Source organism: Belnapia sp. F-4-1 (assembly GCF_000802185.1).
In the GTDB taxonomy this organism is placed as follows: Bacteria; Pseudomonadota; Alphaproteobacteria; order Acetobacterales; family Acetobacteraceae; genus Belnapia.
On record NZ_KN676113.1, the window covers coordinates 329,006 to 351,298 of the forward strand.

A 22,293-nucleotide genomic window follows, 5' to 3' on the forward strand; every position below is an offset into this window, starting at 1 on the left:
GCGATGGGCCGCACGATGCCGGATCTGGACCGCTGGCTGAAGCGGTTCCTGGCCGTGCTTGGGCACAGGAGGAGGCGGCTCTAGGCGCCGCTCTACCGGTGCGGGCTGCTGTGGTCCGGGTGAGCGCAAGAGCCTGCAGCCGATGGCTGCGTGCCTGGAACTGGGTGGGCACAATCAACTGCAGCACTCCATCGCCAGCCCGGCCTGGGACGACGCTCCGCTTTGGCAGGTGCTGGCCAAGCAGGCGAACCGGCTGGTGGGTGGGCTGCGGGCGGCGCTGGTGATCGACGACACGGCGCTGCCGAAGAAGGGCATGCTCTCGGTCGGGGTGGCGCGGCAATACTGTGGCCAGCTGGGCAAGCGGGCCAACTGTCAGGCGCCGGTCTCGCTGACGCTGGCGGGCGCCGAGGTGCCGGCGCCTGTGGGGCTGCGGCTGTTCCTGCCAGAGGAGTGGACCCGCGATCCCGAGCGCTGCGCCGCCGCTGGCGGGCCCGAAGCCAGGACGGTGGCCCGCAGTAAGGGTGAGATTGCGCCGGCCGAGCTGGGCTGGCTGCCCGCTGCCCAGGTGCGGTTCGGCATCGTGCTGGCCGATGCCGGCTATGGCGCGAGCGCGGCGATCCGGCAGGGCCTGAGCGAGCGGGGCTTGGCTTGGGCGGTGGGCATCTCGCGCAACCAGAAGATCTACAATGCCGAGTTCCAGCTGGTCCCGCCCGGCGGCCGCAAGCGGCGTCCGGTGCCGGACCAGAAACCCAGGGAGGCGGAGGCGGTGCTCGCCAACCTGCCTTGGCGCCGGGTGACCTGGCGGCAGGGCACCAAGGGCCCGCTCGCTTTGCCGCCACCCGCATCCGGGTCGCCGATGGCGCGGTCTGGGCCAACAACCGGTATCTGCCGGGCGACGAGTTCTGGCTGGTTGGCGAGTGGCACTCGAGCGGTGAGCGCAAATACTGCCTGTCCAACCTGCCGCCCCGCACCCCGCTCCGCACCCTGGCCGCGGCCATCAAGGCGCGCTGGGTCTGCGAGCGGGCGCATCACCAGCTCAAGCAGGAACTGGGCTTGAGTCACTTCGAGGGCCGGTCTTGGACGGGCCTGCACCGACACGCACTGATGACCTGCATCGCGTTTGCCTGGCTGCAGCACCCCCGCCTCGCCGGGCAGCGCTCGACGGGGTCGACGAAAATGCCGGGTCAGGTTCCGGGACCGCCACCATCGCCGAGCCTGCCGGCCGCGCGCCGTGCCATCATGGCGCAGCTGTTCGCCAACCTCGTCGCGCCCATCCGATGTCCGCACTGCCGGCACACGCTCAGGCCACCACATGATTTCAAACTGCCCAGGCAGTGCTGAAAAGCCTAAGAGTCCGTCCGGGATCATGTTGTTTTCTGACATAGCCTTCGGAGCATGTGGCGGACGGAAGCGCATCGCAGGAAGGCAAGCGCGCGGCGGTTCAGGCACTCCCAATCCTTGGCCAATCGTCGGCAGCGGTTGAGCCAGGCGATAGTGCGCTCGACAATCCAGCGCTTCGGCAGCGCGACGAACTTGCGCAGCTCGCATCGCTTGACGATCTCGAGGTTGATCTGGCGACAGGTCGTGCGCAGCCCGGCTTGGAAGTTGGCGCCCTGGTATCCGCCATCGGCGTAGAGCTTCAGCGGGAGGGGTAGAGGCCGATCAGCGAGCCCATCAGCAGCACGCCACTATCGCGGTCCTGGATGTCGGCCTGCATCAGCAAGCCTTGAGTGTCGACCAGGACGTGCCGCTTCTTACCCTTGATCTTCTTGCCCGCGTCGTAGCCCGAGGGGTCGATGCAGGTCCCCCTTTTTCCGCGCTCTTCACGCTCTGGCTGTCGATGATCGCGGCCGTCAGGCTGGCCTCGCGCCCGGCCTGCTCCCGGCACCGAACGTAGAGCGCATGGTGAATGCGATCGAGCGTCCGGTCCTCGTCCCAGCGCCGCCCACTGGCAGCCGGTGCTCAGGATGTACATGACCTCATTCAGCACCGCTCGTATGTCCACCGTCCGCTTGTTACCACCGCCCTTCGCATCCGGGATCAGAGGGCCGACGATCGACCACTCTTCGTCGGTCAGGTCGCTTGGGTAGCGCAGCTTGTTGCGGTCGTATTTTGACCGGTTCTCGGACGTCCATATGGGACGCCCTTCTTCCCGCACCTGCCGCCGGGAGCCAATCACAACCGATTCAAATCACTCGATCTGTTCCCGGATGGACACTCAGGCGCCGCCGGACTGCCGATGCCGAGAGCCAGTAACGATCGGCCTTCCGACAGCACGTCAATAGTGGCCGCATTGCTTGGCGACCAGGACCGGACTGCGAAAGGCCAGAGAGACGTTTATGCCAAATTTCAGCCGCTGCGTCCGCCCCGCCAATGCGGCCTAGCATGTTGAAGACGACCGCGTGGCCTCACGTTACCGAAGACGAGGCATTGCCTATAAGCCGCGCCCCGTCGACCAACGCGCAGTTACCGGATACCAAGCAATGAAAGCGGGCTGCCCTGGCAGCCCACGTTTCTCAAGCACCGCGGACGGCATGTCGCTCCTCAGCGTCGCCCTGGCGCTTCAGTAGGTCCCGGTCTTCACCGGCTGGGGCGCCGGGGCCGCAGCCGCCTCGCCCGTCAGCATGGTCCGCATGCCGGCTCCATTGGTGCGCCACCAGTTGTACAGGATTCGCACATCCCAACCGATACAGAAGTGCTGCACTCCCATCTCCAGGTACGGCTTCGCGCCGGAGACGTCCGCCAATTCGACGCGCGGGTGCTTGCCCATCTTCAGCGCTGTTTCGATCGTCTTGCGCTCTGCCTTGATGACATCCGGGTGAGAGCGCTGTCCGGTCAGCCCAAGGCTCATCGAGTAATCGGAAGACCCGAACTGCACCATATCGATGCCCGGAACCGACAGGATCGCTTCCAAGTCTTCTACGCACTCGCGCTTTTCGACCATGACGGCGATCACGACCTCATTGAGCGCGTCGACATAGGCCGGCGAACCGCCCTCCAGCACCGTGCGCACGTCGCGTCGCATGCCGACACCAAGCCGTCCGCCGGTGCCGGGGGTTTCGGCACGCACTGCGGCGACGCACGCTTCGGCGTCGGCCACGGTCCGAATATCGGCAAACAGCACGCTTTGGAAGCCTGACCCGATCGCCCGCATCGCCTGATGCGTGTACTGCTTCTGCTCAACCTTGATCATGCCGGAGAGGTTCTTCAATTCGAAGGCACGGCCGAGATTGTCGAGATCATGCATGGTGAACGGTGCATATTCGGCCGTGAACTCGACATAGTCATAATTCTCGGCGTCACCAATCAGTTCGACGAGTGTTGGCCAGCTCGACAGTATGTGCGTACCAATGGTCGCCTCTCCAGCGTTCAGCTTCTGGCGCAAGCGATTTGGGCGCATGGTTTGCTTCCTCCGGGTAATTTGGTGCTGATCGCAAGTGTTGTCCGGCCAGTGCATCTGCGCAACCTGAGGGAAACCACCTGCTTCCAGCGCTGAGTTCTCAGGCATCACACATCCATTTCAGAATGAGGCCGCTTGGAGAATCCCGCAAAGCCAAGTGGACCCGACGGAAGTAACCGCGCAGTCTGGCGCAACTGCCCCTACTTTCTGCGAACAAAGCAGACGCTGAATGAGCGGCCGAACCGCTACTCGGTCGCCCATCGGTTGCGTAAGAGTGATGCGATCAAGGATAGCGGCCCTACACGCCAAGTCCTATTGCTCCCACTCAGTATCTTACCCACAGAGGCTACCCAACCAGACCGTGTTGTTGCCATGGCGTCGATCTTGGTACCTTCGCGCATCGGGCGCTGTGAGCCCTATTGCATAGCAGGTGAACTCGCAATGTTGTTACTCGATGAAGGTTAGCTTAGCAGCGCTGTTTGGATTGGTGCCGGCTCTTGCCTTGGCATCACCAACGACTTCGCGCACCCCGTCGCCTGGCGAGCGATGTTTGTCGGCTATCCAGACGGCGGAACGGCAAATGCACATTCCGTCGCAGCTGCTGCGCAGTATCGCCCTCGTGGAAAGCGGGCGGGCTGATCCCGTGACCGGGCGTACGGTGCCTTGGCCTTGGACCATCAACGTGTCGGGAACCGGCTACTTCTTCTCCAGCAGTGAGGAGGCCGTTGCGGCTGTCAGAAATTTCCAGGCGAGGGGTATCAAGTCCATTGATGTTGGCTGCGCACAGGTCAACCTCCTGCACCATCCCACAGCCTTCGCTACTCTCGAACGTGCCTTCGACCCCGAAGCCAATGCTGGCTACGCTGCGCGTTTCCTCAAGTCGTTGTACGGAGACACGCGCAACTGGCCGCTTGCGGCCGCTGCCTACCACTCCCGCCTGGCCGAGCGAGGCAATGATTATGCACGGAAGGTCCTCGCGCTATGGCCCTTGGCGGAGCGCTACGGACCTTTGCCAACAACGGCCAGCCCCGCCATCAACACCGGCGCTGACTATTCCATGTACCTGCCTGAGTTCGCGGCACGTCTTCGGCGCATGGACGAAGACAGGGCTAGGCACTCGGACGCTGGCACGTTGCTCGAATCGGCTTGGGCTCGCCGACTCCCAAGTTCATCCCAAATCGCTGCTAGCCTCGCTGCTACGCCGACAGAGACCAGGCTGAGCAGCCCGGCGCCAGGACACTCGCCTGCCACTCAGGAGGCACGCCAAGTCAACCGCCCCTCACGTTAGATCGAGCGATCAAGCTGGCGATGCGCGGCGTTTCGCTGGTTACGAATTTCTGGAATTGGTCGGGACCCATCATCGGCCACAGCACTGTCGCGGTGCCGTTGAAGAATTCCTGTACCCTGGAATCACCAATCGCTTCCCGCATCGCGCTGGCCAGTGTCTCCATGACACCGGTAGATGTGCGTGCTGGAACGAAAAGCCCGGCCCAAGGTACGAACTCGGCGCCCGGGAGCCCGGCTTCACCAACCGTCGGAATCTCGCTTGCCAGCGCCACCCGCTGGCTGTCGGTGACCGCCAAGGCTCGCAACCGGCCTTCCCTCACATGTGGCAGGCTCGTCAGCGGGTAATCCCACATCACATCAAGGCGTCCGCCAATGACGTCGTTCAATGCTTGGGTACCGTTGGCGTAGGGGGCATGGACCATGCGGACGCCGGTCGCCTGCAGCAGTGTCTCGGCCGCTAGATGTGGTGAGGTGCCGACGCCGACCGAACCGTAAGTCAAGCCATCAGGCCGGCCGCGCGCCGCATTGACCAACTCCTTGAGCGATCGCCACGGCCGGGCGGGCGAGGTGACGATGAGATGGGGCGATGCACCTATGCCATGAACCGGCTCGAGGTCGCGCCGCGGATCGTAACGAAGCCCGGGAAACATTGCCGGTGCCGCAGCAATCGGCCCTTGGCTACCGTAAAGCATCGTATAGCCGTCCGCTGCACTGCGAGCGACGGCCTCGGTCCCTATCGTCCCGCCGGCGCCCGGGCGGTTCTCGACTACCACCGACTGGTTCAGGCTTTGGCTCATGCGCTTCGCCAGGATGCGGGCGCTGGTATCCGTGATGCCACCCGGAGCGAAAGGAACCACCCAAGTAATGGGGCGGTTCGGGAAGCCTTGTGCAGTTGCGAAGCCAGGCAGCAGCGCTGGTGCGGCTAGCAGGATGCGTCGGGTAAGTGGTGCCATGGCGCAGCTTCATACGGCTCTTTCAACGGAGCATAGCAACGGCTGCCCGCAGGCTGGCACCACTGATTTCAAACTTTGTCGCGTGCCGGAAATCGGGCGTGGACTTCGGGAATCTGTCCCTCCGAGCCTGAATACTATGGTGCCGCTCGTCAGAAGTCTCGTTGAGACTCTCTTCATAGAAACGCCTTGGCGAATCGACGCTGACACCTCGCCCACAACACTTTTGATGGGTTGTCGTGACCTGTATGCGGGTTCTGGATCGGAGATGACACCGCCGGATTGAGCTTCTGGAGTACGGTTCCGTCGTACTGGTTGATTATTCAGAAAGCCGATGAAGATCTTGCTGTCGAGGCAGCGGTCGCGGTCTGGCCCGGCCTGCCGAGTTCGGTAGTCGTCAAGAACCGTGGGCAACCAGTTCTACTGGGACGCTCCACTGCCGCCGCGTCCGGTCGTCCGGTCGCGGCCGGTGACATAGGCGCGCTGACCTGCCAACCCGGTTCCGGCACCCAGCCGGACACCGCCGTCGGCTTGTGGCACGGCGAGCGGCGCCACGGTAACCGGAAAGACCCCGCCTCGCCGTATCCCTAGCACTTCCGCGACTTTGGGGCTCACGTTGAGGATGCGGCCATTCGTGCCAGCGATGCGGTCGCGCACCCTGACCATTGCCGTCTGGCCATTCCGTAAGTTGGTTACGCGCGCCGTCGTACCGAGCGGAAGGGTGCTGCTTGCCGCGACCGTGTCGTCTGGGTCGAAGCGGCCACCATCAGCCATTCTCCTGCCAGCCAACTCCCGAGCAAAGATAGCAGCCTGTCCTCTTTGCCGCCGCCCTGATTGGTCGGTGGCATCCTGGGGTGCCTCTGCCGACGTTGGGCTCACCGGTCGTTCGGTTCCTGTGGCGGATTCGGCCAGACCGAGAGCGAGCATCGCGTAGATTATCACCCCAACCTTCATAATCTTGATCCGGACGTTGTGATGAACAACGCATGTCCGAGTGGACAGCTCCTATCAATCATAGATAGTTGAAAGGCCTTCGCCTGGAAAGCGAGGACGCGAAGAGGCTTCGCGCCGCCCGCGGCCCAGTGGCGTCTGGTTCTGCGCTATGTCGTGGGTTCGTTCGAGGGAGGGCGGATATCCCAGGTCACATCCGCATCGCCAGCGAACGAGAACACCACTGTAAGGCCGCAAACCCGCGTCGGAATGCTGCCATCGGCAGCTTTCTGAACCTCGTTCAACAGCCTCATCATGGCGCGTTCCATGTGGCCCGGCGCCGCCGCCGGGACGCGGGCGTCGTCGCCCGCCATCTTCGCTCCATCAGGATTCATGGAGGCTACTGGAGAGATCAGGCAATTCATGCACCCAGCGGGATGCGACCTCATCGATCGCCACCCGAAGGGCAAGGCTCACCACAACGATCGCTGCGATGCCGGCAAGGAAGGCGACCACGGCAAAACTCCTCTGCCTATCCCTCCCCTCACTTGCCACCATGTTGCGCTGCAACATGAGGCTACGCAAGCATTTCTAACGGTGTATCTGCTTCGGTGTTATCCTGTGGCATGATGCAACCGTCGACAGGGACCGCCGCCGAGCGGATTTGGCCGCTTGGAAGCCGCCTGCGGTTCATGCGAGACCAGTGCGCTCTACCTGGCCTGCCCCTGATTGGGGATCCACGGGCTATGGGTTCTGTCAGCAGTCTGAGGCGCTTGGGTTTAGTGGTCCAGGTTCAGCGTTAGCCTTCGGCGGCCTGAGGCGCTTGGGTTTGGTGGTCCAGGTTCAGCGTTAGCCTTCGCCGGCCTGAGGCGCTTGGGTTTGGTGGTCCAGGTTCAGCGTTAGCCTTCGCCGGCCGTCGCACCCTTCGTCGACCCGCAAGGGCCTCTTTGCAATAGATATTCTTGCGGTGTCTTCTGCCCGAGAGCCATGTGAGGCCGGCTCTCATTGTAATCCCGTCGCCAGGCCTCGACGATGGCACAGGCCTCGGCCAGCGTCTCGAACCAATGCAGGTTCAGGCACTCGTCCCGCAGCGAGCCGTTGAAGGTCTCGATGAAGGCGTTGTCGGTCGGCTTGCCGGGCCGCGAGAGGTCGATCTGCACCCCGTGGTGGTAGGCCCAAAGGTCGACCAGCTGGCCGGTGAACTCGGCGCCGTTGTCGGCAAACAGGTACTTCGGCGCACCTCGCTGGCGGACGAGGCGGTTCAGCACCGCGACCACGTGCTCGCCCTTGAGCTGCTGGCCAACCTCGATCGCCAGGCCTTCACGGCTCCAGATGTCGACCACGGTCAGCGCCCGGAACTTCGTGCCATGGCTCAGCTGGTCGTGGACGAAGTCCAGGCTCCACGCCTCGTTGGGACGCTTAGGCACGTAGCGCGCCTCGCGGTGCACGACCATCTTGCGCCGCTTCGGCCGTTTGCTGCGCAAGGCAAGACCCTCCTCGCGGTACAGCCGCCAGACCAGATTGCGGCCCACTGTCCAGCCATCCCGCCTGAGCATGATGTGGACCCGCCGGTAGCCATAGCGGATCCGCGTCTGCGCAATCTCGCGCATGCGCTGCCGGATCTCGAGGCGCGGGTCCCTAGTGCTCGGCTTGCGCTGCGTCGATCGATGCTGGCGTGTCAGAGAACAGGCCCGGCGCTCGCTGTAGCCGTGGCTCCGTGCCACATAGGCCACAACTTCCTTCATGAGCGCTGGCCGGGAAACTTTTTTGACAGGACGTCCTGCAGCACGGCCTTGTCGAGGCTGAGCTCCGCCACCAGCCGCTTCAGCCGGGCATTCTCCTCGGTCAGCTGCTTGAACTCACGGACCTGATCCGTCTCCAGCCCAGCATACTGCTTCTTCCAGCGGTAGAAGGTCTGTTCCGAAATGCCGAGCTTGCGCGTCAGCTCCGCCACCGGCAGGCCCAACTCAGCCTGCTTCAGCACCGCCACGATCTGCTCCACCGAAAACCGCCGCTTCATGGCCAATCTCCACATCCACTATGAGGAAATACGCCGAAACACTAACACCAGGGCCGGACCACTTTCGCCGTGTCACCTCAGGCCTGAGGCGCGGTCGCCCCCTCAGGCGGGCACGGCGGGCCGGCTGAACTGGTTGGCGGGACGCTGCAGCCCGAAATGGTCGCGCAGCGTGCTGCCGCTGTACTCCGTGCGGAACAGGCCGCGGCGGCGCAGCTCCGGCAGCACCAGTTCGACGAAGGCGATGAAGTCCGCAGGCAGGTTCGGCGCCAGCAGGTTGAACCCGTCGCAGGCGCCTCCGGTGAACCATTCCTCCATGTGGTCCGCGATCTCCGCCGGCGTGCCGGCGAAGGTGTCGTGGCCACGTCCGAAGGCGATCGCGTGGAGCAGCTGGCGGATGGTGAGGTTCCCGCGCTTGGCCATGTCCACATAGACCTGGAAGCGGCTCTTGCCTCCGTTGATCTCCTCGACTGGGGGCAGCTCGGGCAGCGGGCCGTCCAGCGGGTAGCTGAACAGGTCGATGTTCATGTTCTTCGACAGCATGTGCAGCCCGTACTGGGGCACGATGTACTCGTTGAGCTCCTGCTGGCGCTCCTTCGCCTCGGAGGTCGTGCGGCCGATGATCGGGGCCAGGCCGGGCAAGATGCAGAGCTGGTCAGGCGTGCGGCCGTAGTTCAGCATGCGGATTTTCACGTCCGCGTAGAAGGCCTGCGCGTCGAGAAGCGTGTTCTGCGCGGTGTAGATCGCCTCGGCGAAGCGCGAGGCGAACTCGCGACCGTCATGCGACGACCCGGCCTGGACCAGCACGGGGTATCCCTGGGGCGGGCGCGGAAAATCCAGCGGACCGCGGACGCGGAAGTTCTCCCCCATATGGTCGATGGCATGCACCCGGGCGCGGTCCACGAAGCGCCCCGCCACGCGATCGGCGACGATGGCACCGTCCTCCCAGCTGTCCCAGAGTGCCATGGCGACCTCAAGGAACTCGGTCGCGCGCGCGTAGCGGCGGCTGTGCTGGAGGTGCGTGTCATGCCCGAAGTTCTGGGCGGCGTGCTCGTTGCTGGAGGTGACGATGTTCCAACCGGCGCGGCTCCGGCTTACACGGTCCAGCGAAGCGAAGCGGCGGGCGATGTCGTAGGGTTCGCCATAGGTGGTGGAGGCCGTGCCGATGACGCCGATATGCGTCGTCACGGCGGCGACGGCCGCAAGGAGCGTCAGCGGCTCGAAAAAGTTGTTGAACGGCCCGAACTCGATGTTGGCGTTGACGGCCAGGGCGTCCGCGATGAAGACGGCGTCGAACTTCGCGGCCTCCGCCTGTTGCGCCAAGCGTTGGTAGTAGCCGATGTCCATCATGTCGGCCGGGTTGGTGTCGGGGTGGCGCCACGCCGCCTCATGGTGGCCGATGCCCTGGATGAAGAGGTTCAGGTGCAACTCGCGCTTCGGTTCGTTCATTGTCGGAGTCCTTGCTCGCTCACACGGCTTCGGTGACGCCCCAGAAGACGGGGAACGGGGCGGTGACGACACCATTCAGGCTGGCGCGCCAGGCCTGCTTCGACAGGAAGAAGCCTGTCGGCCCGAAGACGACGTCGGAGAGGGCCGCCGCGTTGATCCGTGCGCAGATGGCCCTCTCCTCCTCCAGGATGGTGGAGGCGTACCAATCGATGATCCCTGACTCGACCGCCGGGCTGGACGGCCAGCCAAACCACACCCTCTCGCCGTTGGCGCGGAGGCCGAGGTAGTGAGCGAAGGTTAGCGTGACAGCCCTGGATCGTGGCAAAGTCCACCGCGAGCGGGTCCACATTGAACCCGACGTGCTGGAGCATGTCGGCCGCGATCGCGCTGCCGAGCTTGGCTTCATGGACGCTCTGGAAGATCATCATGGCGATCTTCCGCCCGTCATGGCCGCATTGCGCGAGCATGGACCGAGTGGCGGCGAGGTCGCCGCCCTTGCTCAACACCTCCCCGCCGGTCTCCGAGTAGAGAGGCGTACCCGAAATGAAGAACCCGTTCACCAGGTGGCCCAGCACCGCAGCCTCGCCACCGCATTCCGCGCGAAGACGGGCGCCCCGCCGTGAATGACGGGGCCCGGGCGCAGGCGGAAGGTCCACGCGGGACCAACTGCCGGTCCACGCCGTAAAGCGTATCCCAGACCAGCAACGCGGCGTTGCGGATCTGATACGCCGTTCCCCAGACTGGATCGAGGTTTGGCAAATCCGCGGCAGGAACGCAGTGCACGGTCTTCGCCGCGTCCTGGGCCGATGCGCGGCTTCCTACCGCCGGGGCGGCGAGGCCCATGCCCCGAGTGGTCAACAGCTGCCGACGGCGCATCCATGGCCTCCTGCTACGACGCATGGCGCTTATGGCGCCGGCGACTTGGATCGGCCGTGTGGGGTTCCTCAGCTCCTGGATGCACCGGAAGCGCTGCGCCGCACAATCAAGATGATCTTTGGCTGAGAGTGAGCAAATCTTCCCCTATTCAACCGGCGACGCCGAGCTGGAGGGTCTCCAAACCATCGGAACGGGTTGCCCTCCTTCGCACCAACAGCTTTGCTGGGGGCTCATGCATCGCCGCCTGCCGCCATTGAACGCCCTCCGCGCCTTCGAGGCAGCGGCGCGCCTAGGTGGCTTCGCGGCCGCATCGTCGGAACTTGGCGTCACCGCGGGCGCCATCTCCCAGCAAGTCCAGCTCTTGGAGGCACGGCTCAACCGCTTGCTCTTCGAGCGCGGGCCGCGCTCGCTGCGCCTGACAGCCGAGGGCCATGCGCTGTTGCCGGTCCTGACCGAGGCGTTGGACAATGTGGAGATCGGCCTCGCCCGCGTACTCTCCCCACCGCCCCGGGTGGTGCTCTCCGTTTTCGCGCAGACCTCCTTCGCGCTGGGCTGGTTGCTGCCGCGCTTGCCGCGTTTCCAGCAAGCTCATGCTGAGGTGGAGCTGCACCTTTCCACCGGCGTCGAGGCACCAAACCTGCGGGAAGGGACGGAAGCGGTGATCCTCCATGGCAGGGGGCCATGGCCCGGCCTGGCAACACATCTGCTTTTCCCCGACCGGCTCGTGCCGGTCTGTTCCCCACACTGGATTTCCGCGCACGGGCCGATCGAGCTTCGCCGCCTCGCGGACGCGGCCCTGCTGGTCAGCGACACTGCCCCGACTGACTGGGAGGAGTGGTTCGCGCATGTCGGGCTGCGTGGGAACCGGCCTCAGCGCCCCCTCCACTTTGGATCGTCCCTTTTGCCGCCTCAGGCAGCGCTGCATGGGCTCGGACTGGCGCTCGCGGATCGCTCCCTCGTCGCCGCCGAGCTTGCGGCGGGACGGCTGGTCAACCCGTTGCCGATGCTGCCGCCCTTGCAGCGCGGAACGGGCTGGCACCTGGCCCATCTGCCGGTGCGGGGGAACGAGCCGGCGATCCGCGCCTTGCGAGACTGGCTGCTGGAGGAGGCGGCGCTGGCCAGCGCGGAGCCGCCTGGCGACGCCGCCCGTCCTAGTCGGCACGGCGCCGCCACGCATCCCGCTAGCGCCGCGCATGGAAGAAGCATGATCGAGACCCCCGCCAAGCATTAGTTGGCATCTTTCCAACGAAGCTGCCGTCGTCAGGCTCGCCGGTGCGGTGCTCCTCGAGCAGTCCGACGACTGCGCCACCCAAGGATCGCGCTATATGACGCTGGAGACCATCAGCGCCATGAGCGATACTTCAGCCGTCAGCCTGCCAATCGCGGCCGCCTGACACGCGGCACAGCCCGCCAAGGAGCAGCGCTCCTACACCACACCCTGGAACACGATGCACAGCAGCCCGAGCTGGTACGCCGCGTGACGAGCATGGTTTGAACTCGAGTTCGAGCGCGGTCAGCCTGAAGGCCACCCCTCAACAACTCGGCGGATATCAATTCATACTGCGTTGTTGCTTGAACAGTTGCTTGATCATTCGCAGGGGGCGAGTTATCCGCCAAGAGGTCGAGGCGTAAATATCCTCTAAATGCCGATTGAGCTCCTCAGCGCTTGTCTGCGTCATCTGCGAGGTTTCAACGCGCTGAAGCACAGGCTCGAACGTGGCGAATGGATCGCCGTCCAAATCCTCATACTGCGTTCGGAACAGCCTGCGAGCCTGGGCAGGAATCGGATTTCCCGAAATAAAGTGTCCGTAGGAGTAAGGATAGCTCCGCAGGTCACGGAACCCATTCGCGAGAACCTGCTCGGCATAGTGCTGCATCAATGCCTGCAGTGGCGCCGCGATCGCGTCGCCGCGAAAGGCAGAACTGTGTTTGGAGAGCCGCGTCAGGTTCGCCGGATCGATCCCACTGAAGTGGAAGAAGCCAAGCGGCTTTCCGTCCACCAGCCAACCGGTCTGATCTTTCGCAAGGCTTCTCTGCGCCAGATTCCAATAGGCGACGTTGAAGCGCGGGTCTCGCATGATGCATGCGGCAGACGCGAATCCGGGCACCAGATCCATGAATTTCTGATCGACGAACAAGCCCTGCTGCTGCTCATTGACACATTGATAACGCAGGCGACGCGCCCACCAATTGAGTATGGCAGGGGTTTCCGTGGTGGCTCCGACTCCAAGGAAGCCTAAGTTGTAAATCCCCGCGCGCATGATGCCGACATCGTCAGGCTCGCTGGAGCCCTCCGCGGGTGCCAGGAGATGGGGCGTGAGCACGAAGGACGCTCCACCATCCAGTTTTTCCAGAATAGCATCCAACCGAGTAAAAATCTCAATGTCAGGATCAAAATAAAGTACCGTATCGTGTCCTCGACCAATCAAATCGAGAAACATGAAAGGCTTGATGGCTGTGTTGAACTCCATCACATCATAGCGGAAAGCAAATTTTCTGAAGTCAGGTATAGCAAGATCTTCGGCGGGAATTATCATGCAGTCGGATGGATAGAATTTTTCTCCCGGAACGATTTTGTCAGCCAAACAAATATATAGCTTGGCCTCTGGATGCTGCCGTTTTGCACTTTGCAATAAAGTCTTTGCCATGGGCACATAGTTGTTAGAGCAAATCGTAAAAATGGCAACATTTTTAATAGTCATTCGAGTTCTCATCCTGAACTTGAAAACGCACCGCCATGCTGGTCGGGGTTGCTGCTTACGCTTCAGCTTATCCATAAAGATTGGAGCAGGTGTTGTTTTAGCATAATGTGTGTGACTTAAAAGACGCCTCAGGCTCCTGACCCAGACAGCACCATCCGAGAAGGATGGCAGCGACCGCTGAGATGTCGTTTGTAGCCGGCCACAGCGCGGTCGGCATGCTGAGCCGGCGCTGGCCCAGCCTCATCGCGTGTAAGCACAACCCGATGCCCGGCAACACCGTCAGGCGCCGCCTCACCGTTGCTGGAAACCCTCCCCCTCCGGCAGATCGGTGAGAGCCTCGAAGATGCGGTCCACCCGCGCCGCCAGGGGGCCACGGCGGCAGGCGGTCAGCAAGGTCTGCACGGCCGGCTCCGGGCCGGCGACGACCGCCTCCACGCTGCCGTCCGGGCGGTTCCGAACCCAGCCCGTGAGGCCGAGCCGGCGGGCCTCGTGGACCATCCAGGCGCGGTAGCCAACACCCTGGACGCGGCCCTCGATGCGGAGGTGATGCGCGTTCATGACGGTTTCGCCAGGGCCAGCAGGCGGCCGACAACGGCGATCTCCCCGGCGATGCGGGCCCGGCGCTCGGCCGCCTCCTGGTCGAGCCCCCAGAATTCCTCCTGGAAGGTCTCGTCGAGGATGGCGAGGCGATGCGCATCCGCCGCGTCCAACCGTCCCTCGACCACGGCGAGACCAAGCACCAGGCTGCCGAGGGCCGGCACCAGGACGCCGAGGGCGGCGAGTTCCACCGGGTTGCGGGCGGCGACGGCGGCACGGAGCGCAGCGACGGCCGAGGCCTCCTGGCGGACCGGCATGATGCCGGCGGTGACACGGAGCGGCGCGTCATGCCGCAGGGCGGCCCAGTCGAGCAGGGGCTGCCATTCGGCGGCCTGCAGGGCGGCCAGTTGCGGATCCTCGGCGCGGTAGCAGAGCAGGTCGCTCTCGGCATAGCGGGCGAGGCCGTCGATCATCACCGCCGGGTCGGGGGCGATGCGCTCCTGCGCGGTGCCGACCAGGCGGGTGAGCGGCATGTCGTTCATGCTCATCTCGCCGCCACGGGCGCCGCCACCGGCCGCCGACCATTCTTCGGCGATCGCCTCCGCGAGCGGTGCGCGGTCCACCACCAGAGGCGCGCCGCCGGGCAGGCGGACCGGCTTGCCGTCGAGGCTCACGCCGAAGCCGCCGGGCTGGGGGGTGGTGGCGGCGCTGTTCCAGAAACGCTTCATGTCATCGTCCTCGGCCGAAGAGGCCGCGCAACAGCTCCTGCGCCGGGGCGGGCAGGCCCTGGGCCGGAGCCGGGGTTGGAGGAGGTGGGGCGGCGGGGGCCGCGCCGGGTTGACCGCCGCGGGCGATGGCGAGTTCCGCCTCGCAGTCCGGCAGGGCTGGCCCGCCGCCACCCAGGGCGCCGGCCAGCGCCTGGAGGCTGCGATCCGGCGTGTTCTGCAAGGAAAGGAAGGCGCCGAGCCCGCCCGCGATGGCGGCTTCCGGCGAAACGCCGATGCGGGGTGCGCGCATGGTCCCGGCGATGTTGATCGGCGCCCTCAGCTCGATGCCGCCAAGGCGAAGGTCGGGCAGGAGGCGGAAGGCAAGGGTTTCGGTCTTGAGGTTGGCCCCCCCTTCCCCACCCACCCTGCCGAGCGCGGTGTCGAGCAGCAGGGCACGGGACCGGGCCATGCCGTCCTCCGCCTGGAAACGGAGGGCAAGGCAGCGGAGAGGGATGTCGCGCCCGGCCATGCCGCTGGGCAACAGGCGGCGAAGATCGGCGGGCAGCTTTTCCAGCAGGCTGCCGGAGAGGGTGCCGCGCACCACGGAAAGGCCAAGATGGCCATGAGCGGTGCCCGCGATGGCGCGGAGGTCGGTGCCCTGGCCGCGGAGGTCGGCATCGAGGCCGAGCATGCCCGTCGCCTGGGGCGGCGCCTGCCCCAGCGCCGCCAGCAGCGGGGCGAGGTCGAGGCCCGGCGACTGCGCCGCGACCTGCACGGTGGGCGGCGCGGTGGTGAGGTTGGCGGCGGCGCGCAGCGCGACCGGCCCGCCCGGCATCTGCGCGGCGAAGGGATCGAGCCGGGCGCGGCCGTCCTGGATCGACAGGCGCGCCTGCACCTGCCGCAAGGTCACGCCCTGGGCGAGCAGGCTGCCGATCTGCCAGCGCAGGTCGCCATCGATGATCCGCAGCGCCTCCAGCGGCAGCTTCACGTCCGGGATGGCGCGGCGGTCGGCCGGCGGCGGGGGGGCGGCCGGGGCTGCGGCGGCCGGGGCGGCGGGCGGCGGGCGGAGCGCATCGAGGTCGAGGCGGGTGGAGGTCAGCGCACCCTCGACGCCCTGGCGCTGGCCGATGACATAGGTGAGGTCACCTGCCGCATCGCCCGCCGAGGAAGCGATCCGCAGCCCGCGCAGAAATGCGCCACCAGCGAAGCCCGGCGTGCGCTCGGCGAGGCGCATATCAAGGGCGAGGTCCCGCACCGGCGGCAGCGGCGCCCCGGCGAGCGGCGCCAGCGGGGCAAGGTCCGGCGCCCGGAAGGAAAGGGCGAGATCGACGCCGGCCAGGCGGCGGAGATCGGCGATGGCCCCCTTCGCCGTGCCGGTGGCACCGGCCACGGCAAGGCGGAGGTCGACCGGGAAGGGCTGCAGCGCCGCGCCGGGCAGCAGCACGCTCGGCGCGCCGAGCGTGCCGGCGAGGCGGAGCGGGACGTCGTTCAGCGCCGCCTCGGCATCGAGGCCAAGGGGTTGGTCCTGGCGCGGCAGGGTGGCGGTGAGGCTGGCGAGGCGGAGGCCGGGCAGCACCGCATCCAGCACCGCGGCGCCGAGGGTGAGGCGGAGGTCGCTCACCGATGTTTCGTCCAGCTTCGCGGTGAGGGCGAGGTCGCGCAGCGGCGGCAGCGGGGCATCGGGCAGCAGCGGGGCCAGCTTCTGCAACTCCGGTACCCGAGCCTCGACCGCCATCTGCCAGCCCCGCATCTGCATCGGCCGGGCGATGGCGCCCTCGGCGGCGAGGCGAGCGCCGGCCGCCTCCAGCGCCAGGCGCAGGGGCCAGGGCGTTGCCGCCGCGGGGTCGGTCAGGCGGTCGAGCGGCCCGGTCTCGCCGGAGAGAGCGAGTGGGATGCCATTCAGCGCAAGCTGCCCGTTCAGCCGGAGCGCACCGGCCGTGTCGGCACGGGACTCGAGCCGCGGGATGGCGAGGCCGCGGGTCGCGCCCGTACGGCCGTCGCGCCAGGCGACCTGACCGTCGGTCAGCTCCAGCCGGTCGACGGCGATGCCCAGGCGCTGGCCGGCCTCGCGGGCGGCGCTGGCGGGCGCCGCCCCCTGGGGCGTTGGGGCAGCGGGGCGGCCGGGCTGGGGCGGGGCGAAGGCCCAATTCGGGCGCCCCGCCGCATCCGTCTCCAACAGGATGTCGGGCGACCGCAGCACCAGGCGGCGCACCTCCACCCGTCGGGAAAGCAGCGGGAGCAGGGCCAGCTCCACCTCCACCCGACGGATGGTCGCCATCTGCGGGCGGCTGCCGCCGGGGGCGTTGGCGAGGGCGACATCCTCCACCGTCAACGTCGGCGCCAGGGCCAGCTTCACCCCGATATCGCCGAGGGCGAGGCTGCGGCCGGTCGCCGCCTCCACCGCCGCCTGGATGCGTGGCTTCTGGCCGTTCGGGTCGAAGGTCAGCAGCAACGCGGCAAGGCCCGCGGCGGGCAGCAGCACCAGCACGGCCAGGGCAATCAGGGTCCAGCGGAGCCAGCGGCGGCGAGATGTGGCGGCGGGCATATCGGTCTCTCCCGGCTGGGGGCGCTCAGCGGCGGGCGGCGGCGGCGAGGCGGCGCGGCTTCGGCGTCTTCGGCGCTTCGAAGCCGAAGAAGGCGAAGGTTTCCCTCATGTGGGGCGGCAGGGCAGAGAAGGCTTCCATCGTGCCGCCCTCCGGATGCGGCAGGCGAAGGGCACGGGCATGCAGATGGAGTTCGCCCGGCAGCCCGTCCAGATGCGCGGCACCGCCGCCATATTTTCCATCGCCGAGGATCGGGGTGCCGAGCCCCTCGGCGCAATGCACACGGAGCTGATGGGTACGGCCGGTGAGCGGCTTCAGCTCCAGCCAGGCGGCGCGGCCGCGGACGGCATCGAGGGTGCGGAAGTCGGTGACGGCGCGGGCGCCCTCGGACGGGTCCTCCACCGCCTGCATCCGCTCGCCGCGTGGGCCGTCGAGCTTCGCCAGCGGGATGTCGATGCGGCCATCCTCGATCTGCGGCGGCGGGGTGACCACGGCCCAGTAGGTCTTCTCCACGCCGCGGCCGCGGAACTCCTTCGCGAGGAAGGCGGCGGCCACCGGGGTGCGGGCGAGCAGCAGCAGGCCGGAGGTGTCGCGGTCGAGGCGGTGGACCAGCCGCGGCCGCTCCTCGAAGCCGAAGCGCAGCGCATCCAGCATGCCGTCCAGGTGGCGGGTGATGCCGGGGCCGCCCTGCACCGGCAGGCCGTGCGGCTTGTCGAGGATGATGAGGCTGGCATCCATATGCAGCACGAGGCGCTGCAGCATCGCCGCATCCTCATCCGAGACGGGGCGCTGGTCGCGCTCCGGCGGCGGCCCGTCCGGCAGCGGCGGGATGCGCACTTCCTGTCCGGCGGCGAGACGGGTATTGGCTTCCGCCCTTCGGCCATCGATGCGGACCTGCCCGGTGCGCAGCATCTTCTGCAACGCGCCCTGGGTGAGTTGCGGGAAATGGCGGCGGAACCAGCGGTCGAGGCGGGTATCCGCCTCAGCCTCGGCCACGATCCGGGTTTCTATGGTCATGCGTCCCCTGTAGCCCAGGGGCCCACCAGGTGCGAAGCGGGGTCGGTTGAACTTTCGCCCCGGCAGGGCGTCATAGGGCGCATGACACGGATAGCAGCGATGGCCGCAGCCGCGGCCCTCATGGTCCTCGGTGTTGGCACCCCGGACCATGTCCTCTCCGCCCACGCCGCCGAGCAGGCGCGAGCCCCTCAACATCAGTCCCGGACCCAGGCGCGGCAACAGCGGGGCACGGCCAGCTACTACGCACAGAAGTTCAACGGCCGGCGCATGGCGAATGGCCGCCGTTTCGATGCACGCTCCAACTCCGCGGCGCATCGCACCCTGCCACTCGGCACGACGGCGCGGGTGACCAACCTTGAGAATGGCCGTACCGCCGAGGTGAAGGTCGAGGATCGCGGCCCCTATGCGCGGGGCCGGGTGATCGACCTGAGCCCTAAGACGGCGCAGGACCTCGGCATGCGCGAGCAGGGCACGGCACCGGTGGTCGTGACGCCGGTGCAGGTGCCGGACAGCGACCAGCGGGTGGCCCAGCGGTAGCTCAACCGCCCCTCTTCCTTTCAGCGCGGAGCGCCGCCCAGCGCTCCAGCCGCTCGCCGATCGCGGCTTCGGCACCGCGGTCGGTTGGGCGGTAGAAGGCCCGGCAAGGCATCCCCTCGGGGAAGTAGTCCTGGCCCGAGAAGCCCTCCGCCTCGTCATGGTCGTAGGCGTAACCGCGGCCATAGCCGAGGTTCTTCATCAGCTTCGTCGGTGCGTTGAGAATGTGCTGCGGCGGCGTCAGGCTGCCGGTTTCCCGCGCCGCCCGCTGCGCCTCCCCCCAGGCGACATAGGCGGCGTTCGACTTCGGCGCGGTGCCGAGGTGCAGCACGAGCTGGACCAGGGCCAGCTCCCCCTCCGGCGAGCCAAGGCGCTCATAGGTTTCCCAGGCGGCGATGGCGAGCGGCAGGGCGCGAGGATCGGCGAGGCCGACATCCTCGGCGGCAAAACGGGTCAGGCGGCGGGCGATGTAGCGCGGGTCCTCGCCGCCCTGGATCATGCGGGCGAACCAGTAGAGCGCCGCATCGGGGTCGGAGCCGCGCAGCGACTTATGCAGGGCGGAGATGAGGTTATAGTGCTCCTCCCGATCCTTGTCGTAGAGCGCGGCGCGCCGGGCCAGCAGCTCGCCCAGCGCCGCCGCATCGAGCGGCGCCTGCCCCGGCGGCAGGGCGAGGAGCTGCTCGGCGAGGTTCAGCAGGTAGCGCCCGTCGCCATCGGCCATGGCCTTGAGGCTGGCCCGCGCCGCCGGGTCCAGCGGCAGGGCGCGGCTGGCCTCCCCCTCGGCGCGGGTGAGGAGGAGGTCGAGGGCATCATCGTCCAGGCGCCGCAGCACCAGGACCTGGCAGCGAGAAAGCAGCGCGCCGTTGAGGGCGAAGCTCGGGTTCTCCGTCGTCGCCCCGACCAGCGTCACCGTGCCGTCCTCGACGACGGGGAGGAAGCCATCCTGCTGGGCCCGGTTGAAGCGGTGGATCTCGTCGACGAAGAGCAGCGTCCCCTGCCCTGCCCGGCGGCGCTGCCGCGCCTCGTCGAAGGCGCGCTTGAGATCGGCGACGCCGGAGAAGACCGCCGAAAGCTGCACGAAGACGAGGCCGGCGCGCTCGGCGAGCAGCCGGGCGATGGTGGTCTTGCCGACGCCGGGCGGGCCCCAGAGGATCAGCGAGGCCAGTGCGCCGCGGGCGAGCATCCCGGTCAGCGCGCCGGCGGGGCCGACCAGATGGTCCTGGCCGACCACCTCCTCCAGTTCCGCCGGCCGGAGCCGGTCGGCAAGCGGGCGGGGGCCGCTGGGCGCTTCGGCGCGGGGCGGCGGGGCAGCCTCGCCGAAGAGGTCGGTGGGCGGGTCGGGGGTGCGGCGTGGGGCCATGCCGGGGAGTATAGGCCCGACCTGCGCGGGATGGGCGAGGGCCCACGCCACCCCCGCTATCCGTCCAGCCGCTCGCGCCAGGTGCTCGGCACCAGCTCCTTCACCTGACGGGCGCGCTTCTCCAGCCAGTAGGCCTGGGCGGGCGGCACCAGGGCGAAGCGTGGGTCGGCGCCGAGCTTCTGCGCGGCGTCCATCGGCCAGTGCGGGTTGTAGAGAAGCTCCCGCGCGAGCGCGATCAGGTCCGCCTCGCCGCGCTGGAGGATGCCCTCGGCCTGGTCGGCATGGACGATGAGGCCGACGGCCATGGTGGCGATGCCCGCCTCGCGCCGCAGGCGTTCGGCGTAGGGCACCTGGTAGCCATAGGTGATCGGGCCGGTGCCGACCACGGGAGCGCCACGCATGCCGCCCGAGGAGCAGTCCACCACATCGACGCCGAGCGGCTTGGCGAGGGCCGCCAGCCGGGCCGATTGCGCCACGTCCCAGCCCGCATCGTCCTCGACCGAAAGGCGCAGGAAGAGCGGCTTCTCCGCCGGCCAGACGGCGCGCACGGCCTCCACCACCTCCAGGCAGAAGCGCATGCGGCCCCCCTCGCTGCCGCCATACTCGTCGTTGCGGAGATTGCTGAAGGGCGAAAGGAACTGGTGGATCAGGTAGCCATGGGCGCCATGGATCTCCAGCACCTCGATGCCGGCGGCATCGGCGCGGCCGGCGGCCTCGGCCCAGCGCCCGACGAGGTCCTGCACCTCGGCGCGGGTCAGGGCACGGGGCAGCGGGTCGCTCTCGGGGCTGGCCAGCGCGCTGGGGGCGACGAGCTCCCAGTCATCCTCGGCCGCCTCCAGCGGCAGCGGGCCACCACCCTCCCAGGGGCGGAAGCGCCGCGCCTTGCGGCCGGAATGGCCGAGCTGCAAGCCGGGCACGGCATTCTGCGCCTTGATGAAGGCAGCGCAGCGGGCGATGCCGGGGATCTGCCCGTCCTCCCAAAGGCCGAGGTCGCCGTAGGTGCCGCAGCCGCGCCGCTCCACCTTGGTGCTTTCCATGATGACGAGGCCGGCGCCGCCGGCGGCATAGCGGCCGGCATTCATCAGGTGCCAGTCCGTCGCATAGCCTCGGTTGGCGGCATATTGATGCATCGGCGCGACAACAATGCGGTTCTTCAGCGTCACGCCGCGGATGGTCAGCGGCGTGAAGAGCAATGATTTGGTCATGGACGGCCTTTCCCCGATGGTTCGGCGGGAGCTTACGGGCCGCAGCGGGAGGTTGGCGATGGAGCAAGGGCGGCGAGTGGCGCTGGTCACGGGCGGCGCACGGGGGATCGGCCGCGCAATCGCGGCCAGGCTCGAGCGCGATGGCTGGCGCGTGGTCGTCGCCGACCGGCAGGCGGCGGAGGGCACCCCTGGCCGTTTCGTGCAGGCCGACGTCTCGGACGAGGCGGCGGCCGGGCGCCTGGTGGACGGGGTCGCGGCGCAGGAGGGCCGGCTCGACGCCCTGGTCTGCAACGCCGGCTTCATGATCCGCAAGCCGATCCGCGAGCTGAGCCTCGGCGAGTGGAACGCCGTCCTTGGCACCAACCTCACCAGCGCCTTCCTCCTGGCGCGGGCGGCAGAGGCGATGCTGCGGCAGGCGCGCGGAGCGATCGTCACCATCGCCTCCACCCGGGCGCACCAGTCGGAGCCGGATACCGAGAGCTACAGCGCCTCCAAGGGCGGGCTGCTCGCCCTGACCCATGCGCTCGCCATCAGCCTCGGGCCGGAGGTGCGGGCGAATTGCGTAAGCCCCGGCTGGATCGACACCAGGGGCGAGGCGCTGCGCCCCGAAGACCATGCGCAGCATCCAGCCGGACGGGTCGGCCGGCCGGCCGGAGGACGTGGCGGCGCTGGTCGCCTGGCTCCTGGGACCCGAGAGCGGCTTCGTCACCGGGGCGGAATTCCTCACCGATGGCGGCATGACCCGGAAGATGATCTATGCGGAGTAGCGCTGCGGGGCG

19 protein-coding genes and 4 pseudogenes are annotated in these 22,293 nt (G+C 67.3%); 7 read left to right on the forward strand and 16 right to left on the reverse strand.

What is annotated here, in order from left to right; genetic code table 11:
• The first annotated feature begins 3 nt into the window (after positions 1-3).
• Positions 4-1,341 (forward strand): annotated as a pseudogene (locus LH62_RS01790) (IS701 family transposase).
• 23 nt (positions 1,342-1,364) lie between these two features.
• Here the strand turns inward: LH62_RS01790 and LH62_RS28920 are convergent.
• Positions 1,365-2,137, reverse strand: a pseudogene (locus LH62_RS28920) (IS5 family transposase).
• 426 nt (positions 2,138-2,563) lie between these two features.
• The gene (locus LH62_RS01795) at positions 2,564-3,508 is read right to left on the reverse strand and encodes an HpcH/HpaI aldolase/citrate lyase family protein (protein ID WP_082012300.1); all 945 of its coding nucleotides are present in this window, start codon (positions 3,506-3,508) and stop codon (positions 2,564-2,566) included.
• A gap of 346 nt (positions 3,509-3,854) precedes the next feature.
• Here LH62_RS01795 and LH62_RS32590 point away from each other — a divergent pair, with 346 nt between their 5' ends.
• Positions 3,855-4,688, forward strand: a complete 834-nt coding sequence (locus LH62_RS32590; RefSeq protein ID WP_082012301.1) for a transglycosylase SLT domain-containing protein — start codon at positions 3,855-3,857, stop codon at positions 4,686-4,688.
• Here the strand turns inward: LH62_RS32590 and LH62_RS28930 are convergent.
• Positions 4,669-5,640 carry a tripartite tricarboxylate transporter substrate binding protein gene (locus LH62_RS28930; RefSeq protein WP_082012302.1) on the reverse strand — a complete coding sequence of 324 codons (972 nt, stop codon included), beginning with the start codon at positions 5,638-5,640 and terminating at the stop codon, positions 4,669-4,671. The genes LH62_RS32590 and LH62_RS28930 overlap by 20 nt on opposite strands.
• Before the next feature lie 279 nt (positions 5,641-5,919).
• On the opposite strand from LH62_RS28930, the gene LH62_RS31755 reads away from it, so the two are divergent.
• Complete coding sequence (locus LH62_RS31755) at positions 5,920-6,228, forward strand: hypothetical protein (RefSeq protein WP_236552443.1); 309 nt, start codon at positions 5,920-5,922, stop codon at positions 6,226-6,228.
• Between the two features lie 21 nt (positions 6,229-6,249).
• Here LH62_RS31755 and LH62_RS32595 read toward each other — a convergent pair.
• The 6 genes and pseudogenes from LH62_RS32595 to LH62_RS31415 form a co-directional block, all read right to left on the reverse strand.
• A pseudogene (locus tag LH62_RS32595) lies at positions 6,250-6,591 on the reverse strand (septal ring lytic transglycosylase RlpA family protein); the annotation flags it as partial.
• Positions 6,592-6,737: 146 nt separating this feature from the next.
• Positions 6,738-6,941 carry a hypothetical protein gene (locus LH62_RS01800; RefSeq protein ID WP_043358878.1) on the reverse strand — a complete coding sequence of 68 codons (204 nt, stop codon included), beginning with the start codon at positions 6,939-6,941 and terminating at the stop codon, positions 6,738-6,740.
• A 10-nt stretch (positions 6,942-6,951) separates the two neighbouring features.
• A complete protein-coding gene (locus tag LH62_RS32270; RefSeq protein ID WP_255359971.1) occupies positions 6,952-7,083 on the reverse strand; it encodes a hypothetical protein in 132 nt (43 codons plus the stop codon).
• Positions 7,084-7,466: 383 nt separating this feature from the next.
• Positions 7,467-8,587 (reverse strand): IS3 family transposase gene (locus LH62_RS01810; RefSeq protein ID WP_144404345.1). Its coding sequence is split into 2 segments (ribosomal slippage): positions 7,467-8,338 and positions 8,338-8,587, totalling 1,122 coding nucleotides; the frame shifts between segments, so codons are not numbered across the junction.
• Between the two features lie 102 nt (positions 8,588-8,689).
• The gene (locus LH62_RS01820; RefSeq protein WP_043358884.1) at positions 8,690-10,033 is read right to left on the reverse strand and encodes an LLM class flavin-dependent oxidoreductase; all 1,344 of its coding nucleotides are present in this window, start codon (positions 10,031-10,033) and stop codon (positions 8,690-8,692) included.
• A 19-nt stretch (positions 10,034-10,052) separates the two neighbouring features.
• Complete coding sequence (locus tag LH62_RS31415; protein ID WP_201445405.1) at positions 10,053-10,289, reverse strand: hypothetical protein; 237 nt, start codon at positions 10,287-10,289, stop codon at positions 10,053-10,055.
• 46 nt (positions 10,290-10,335) lie between these two features.
• Here LH62_RS31415 and LH62_RS31420 point away from each other — a divergent pair, with 46 nt between their 5' ends.
• Positions 10,336-10,656, forward strand: a complete 321-nt coding sequence (locus LH62_RS31420) for a hypothetical protein (RefSeq protein ID WP_201445406.1) — start codon at positions 10,336-10,338, stop codon at positions 10,654-10,656.
• 485 nt (positions 10,657-11,141) lie between these two features.
• On the forward strand, positions 11,142-12,140 hold the full coding sequence (locus LH62_RS01835; RefSeq protein WP_052213599.1) for a LysR substrate-binding domain-containing protein: 999 nt from the start codon (positions 11,142-11,144) through the stop codon (positions 12,138-12,140).
• 319 nt (positions 12,141-12,459) lie between these two features.
• Here LH62_RS01835 and LH62_RS27960 read toward each other — a convergent pair whose 3' ends face one another.
• The 5 genes from LH62_RS27960 to LH62_RS01865 form a co-directional block, all read right to left on the reverse strand.
• On the reverse strand, positions 12,460-13,611 hold the full coding sequence (locus LH62_RS27960; RefSeq protein WP_144404346.1) for a hypothetical protein: 1,152 nt from the start codon (positions 13,609-13,611) through the stop codon (positions 12,460-12,462).
• A gap of 291 nt (positions 13,612-13,902) precedes the next feature.
• Positions 13,903-14,169 (reverse strand): acylphosphatase, encoded by a 267-nt coding sequence (locus tag LH62_RS01850; protein ID WP_043358890.1) that lies wholly within the window; start codon positions 14,167-14,169, stop codon positions 13,903-13,905.
• Entirely contained in the window at positions 14,166-14,876 is a 711-nt protein-coding gene (locus LH62_RS01855) for an ATP12 family chaperone protein (protein WP_043358892.1), read from the reverse strand. Before LH62_RS01855 ends, LH62_RS01850 begins: the two co-directional genes overlap by 4 nt.
• 1 nt (position 14,877) lies before the next feature.
• Positions 14,878-17,400: an AsmA family protein gene (locus tag LH62_RS01860; RefSeq protein ID WP_043358894.1), complete on the reverse strand. Its 2,523-nt coding sequence runs from the start codon at positions 17,398-17,400 to the stop codon at positions 14,878-14,880.
• 25 nt (positions 17,401-17,425) lie between these two features.
• Positions 17,426-18,415 (reverse strand): RluA family pseudouridine synthase, encoded by a 990-nt coding sequence (locus LH62_RS01865; protein WP_043358896.1) that lies wholly within the window; start codon positions 18,413-18,415, stop codon positions 17,426-17,428.
• A 99-nt stretch (positions 18,416-18,514) separates the two neighbouring features.
• Between LH62_RS01865 and LH62_RS28945 the strand changes: the two genes are divergently transcribed.
• Complete coding sequence (locus LH62_RS28945) at positions 18,515-18,952, forward strand: septal ring lytic transglycosylase RlpA family protein (protein WP_236552444.1); 438 nt, start codon at positions 18,515-18,517, stop codon at positions 18,950-18,952.
• Position 18,953: 1 nt separating this feature from the next.
• On the opposite strand, the gene LH62_RS01875 is transcribed toward LH62_RS28945, so the two are convergent.
• Together LH62_RS01875 and LH62_RS01880 are read right to left on the reverse strand one after the other, a co-directional pair.
• Positions 18,954-20,309, reverse strand: coding sequence for a replication-associated recombination protein A (locus LH62_RS01875; protein WP_043358898.1), 1,356 nt, complete (start codon positions 20,307-20,309; stop codon positions 18,954-18,956).
• Between the two features lie 56 nt (positions 20,310-20,365).
• Complete coding sequence (locus tag LH62_RS01880; RefSeq protein WP_043358899.1) at positions 20,366-21,514, reverse strand: NADH:flavin oxidoreductase/NADH oxidase; 1,149 nt, start codon at positions 21,512-21,514, stop codon at positions 20,366-20,368.
• Positions 21,515-21,572: 58 nt separating this feature from the next.
• Here LH62_RS01880 and LH62_RS01885 point away from each other — a divergent pair.
• Positions 21,573-22,281: pseudogene (locus LH62_RS01885) on the forward strand (SDR family oxidoreductase).
• Positions 22,282-22,293: the final 12 nt, after the last annotated feature.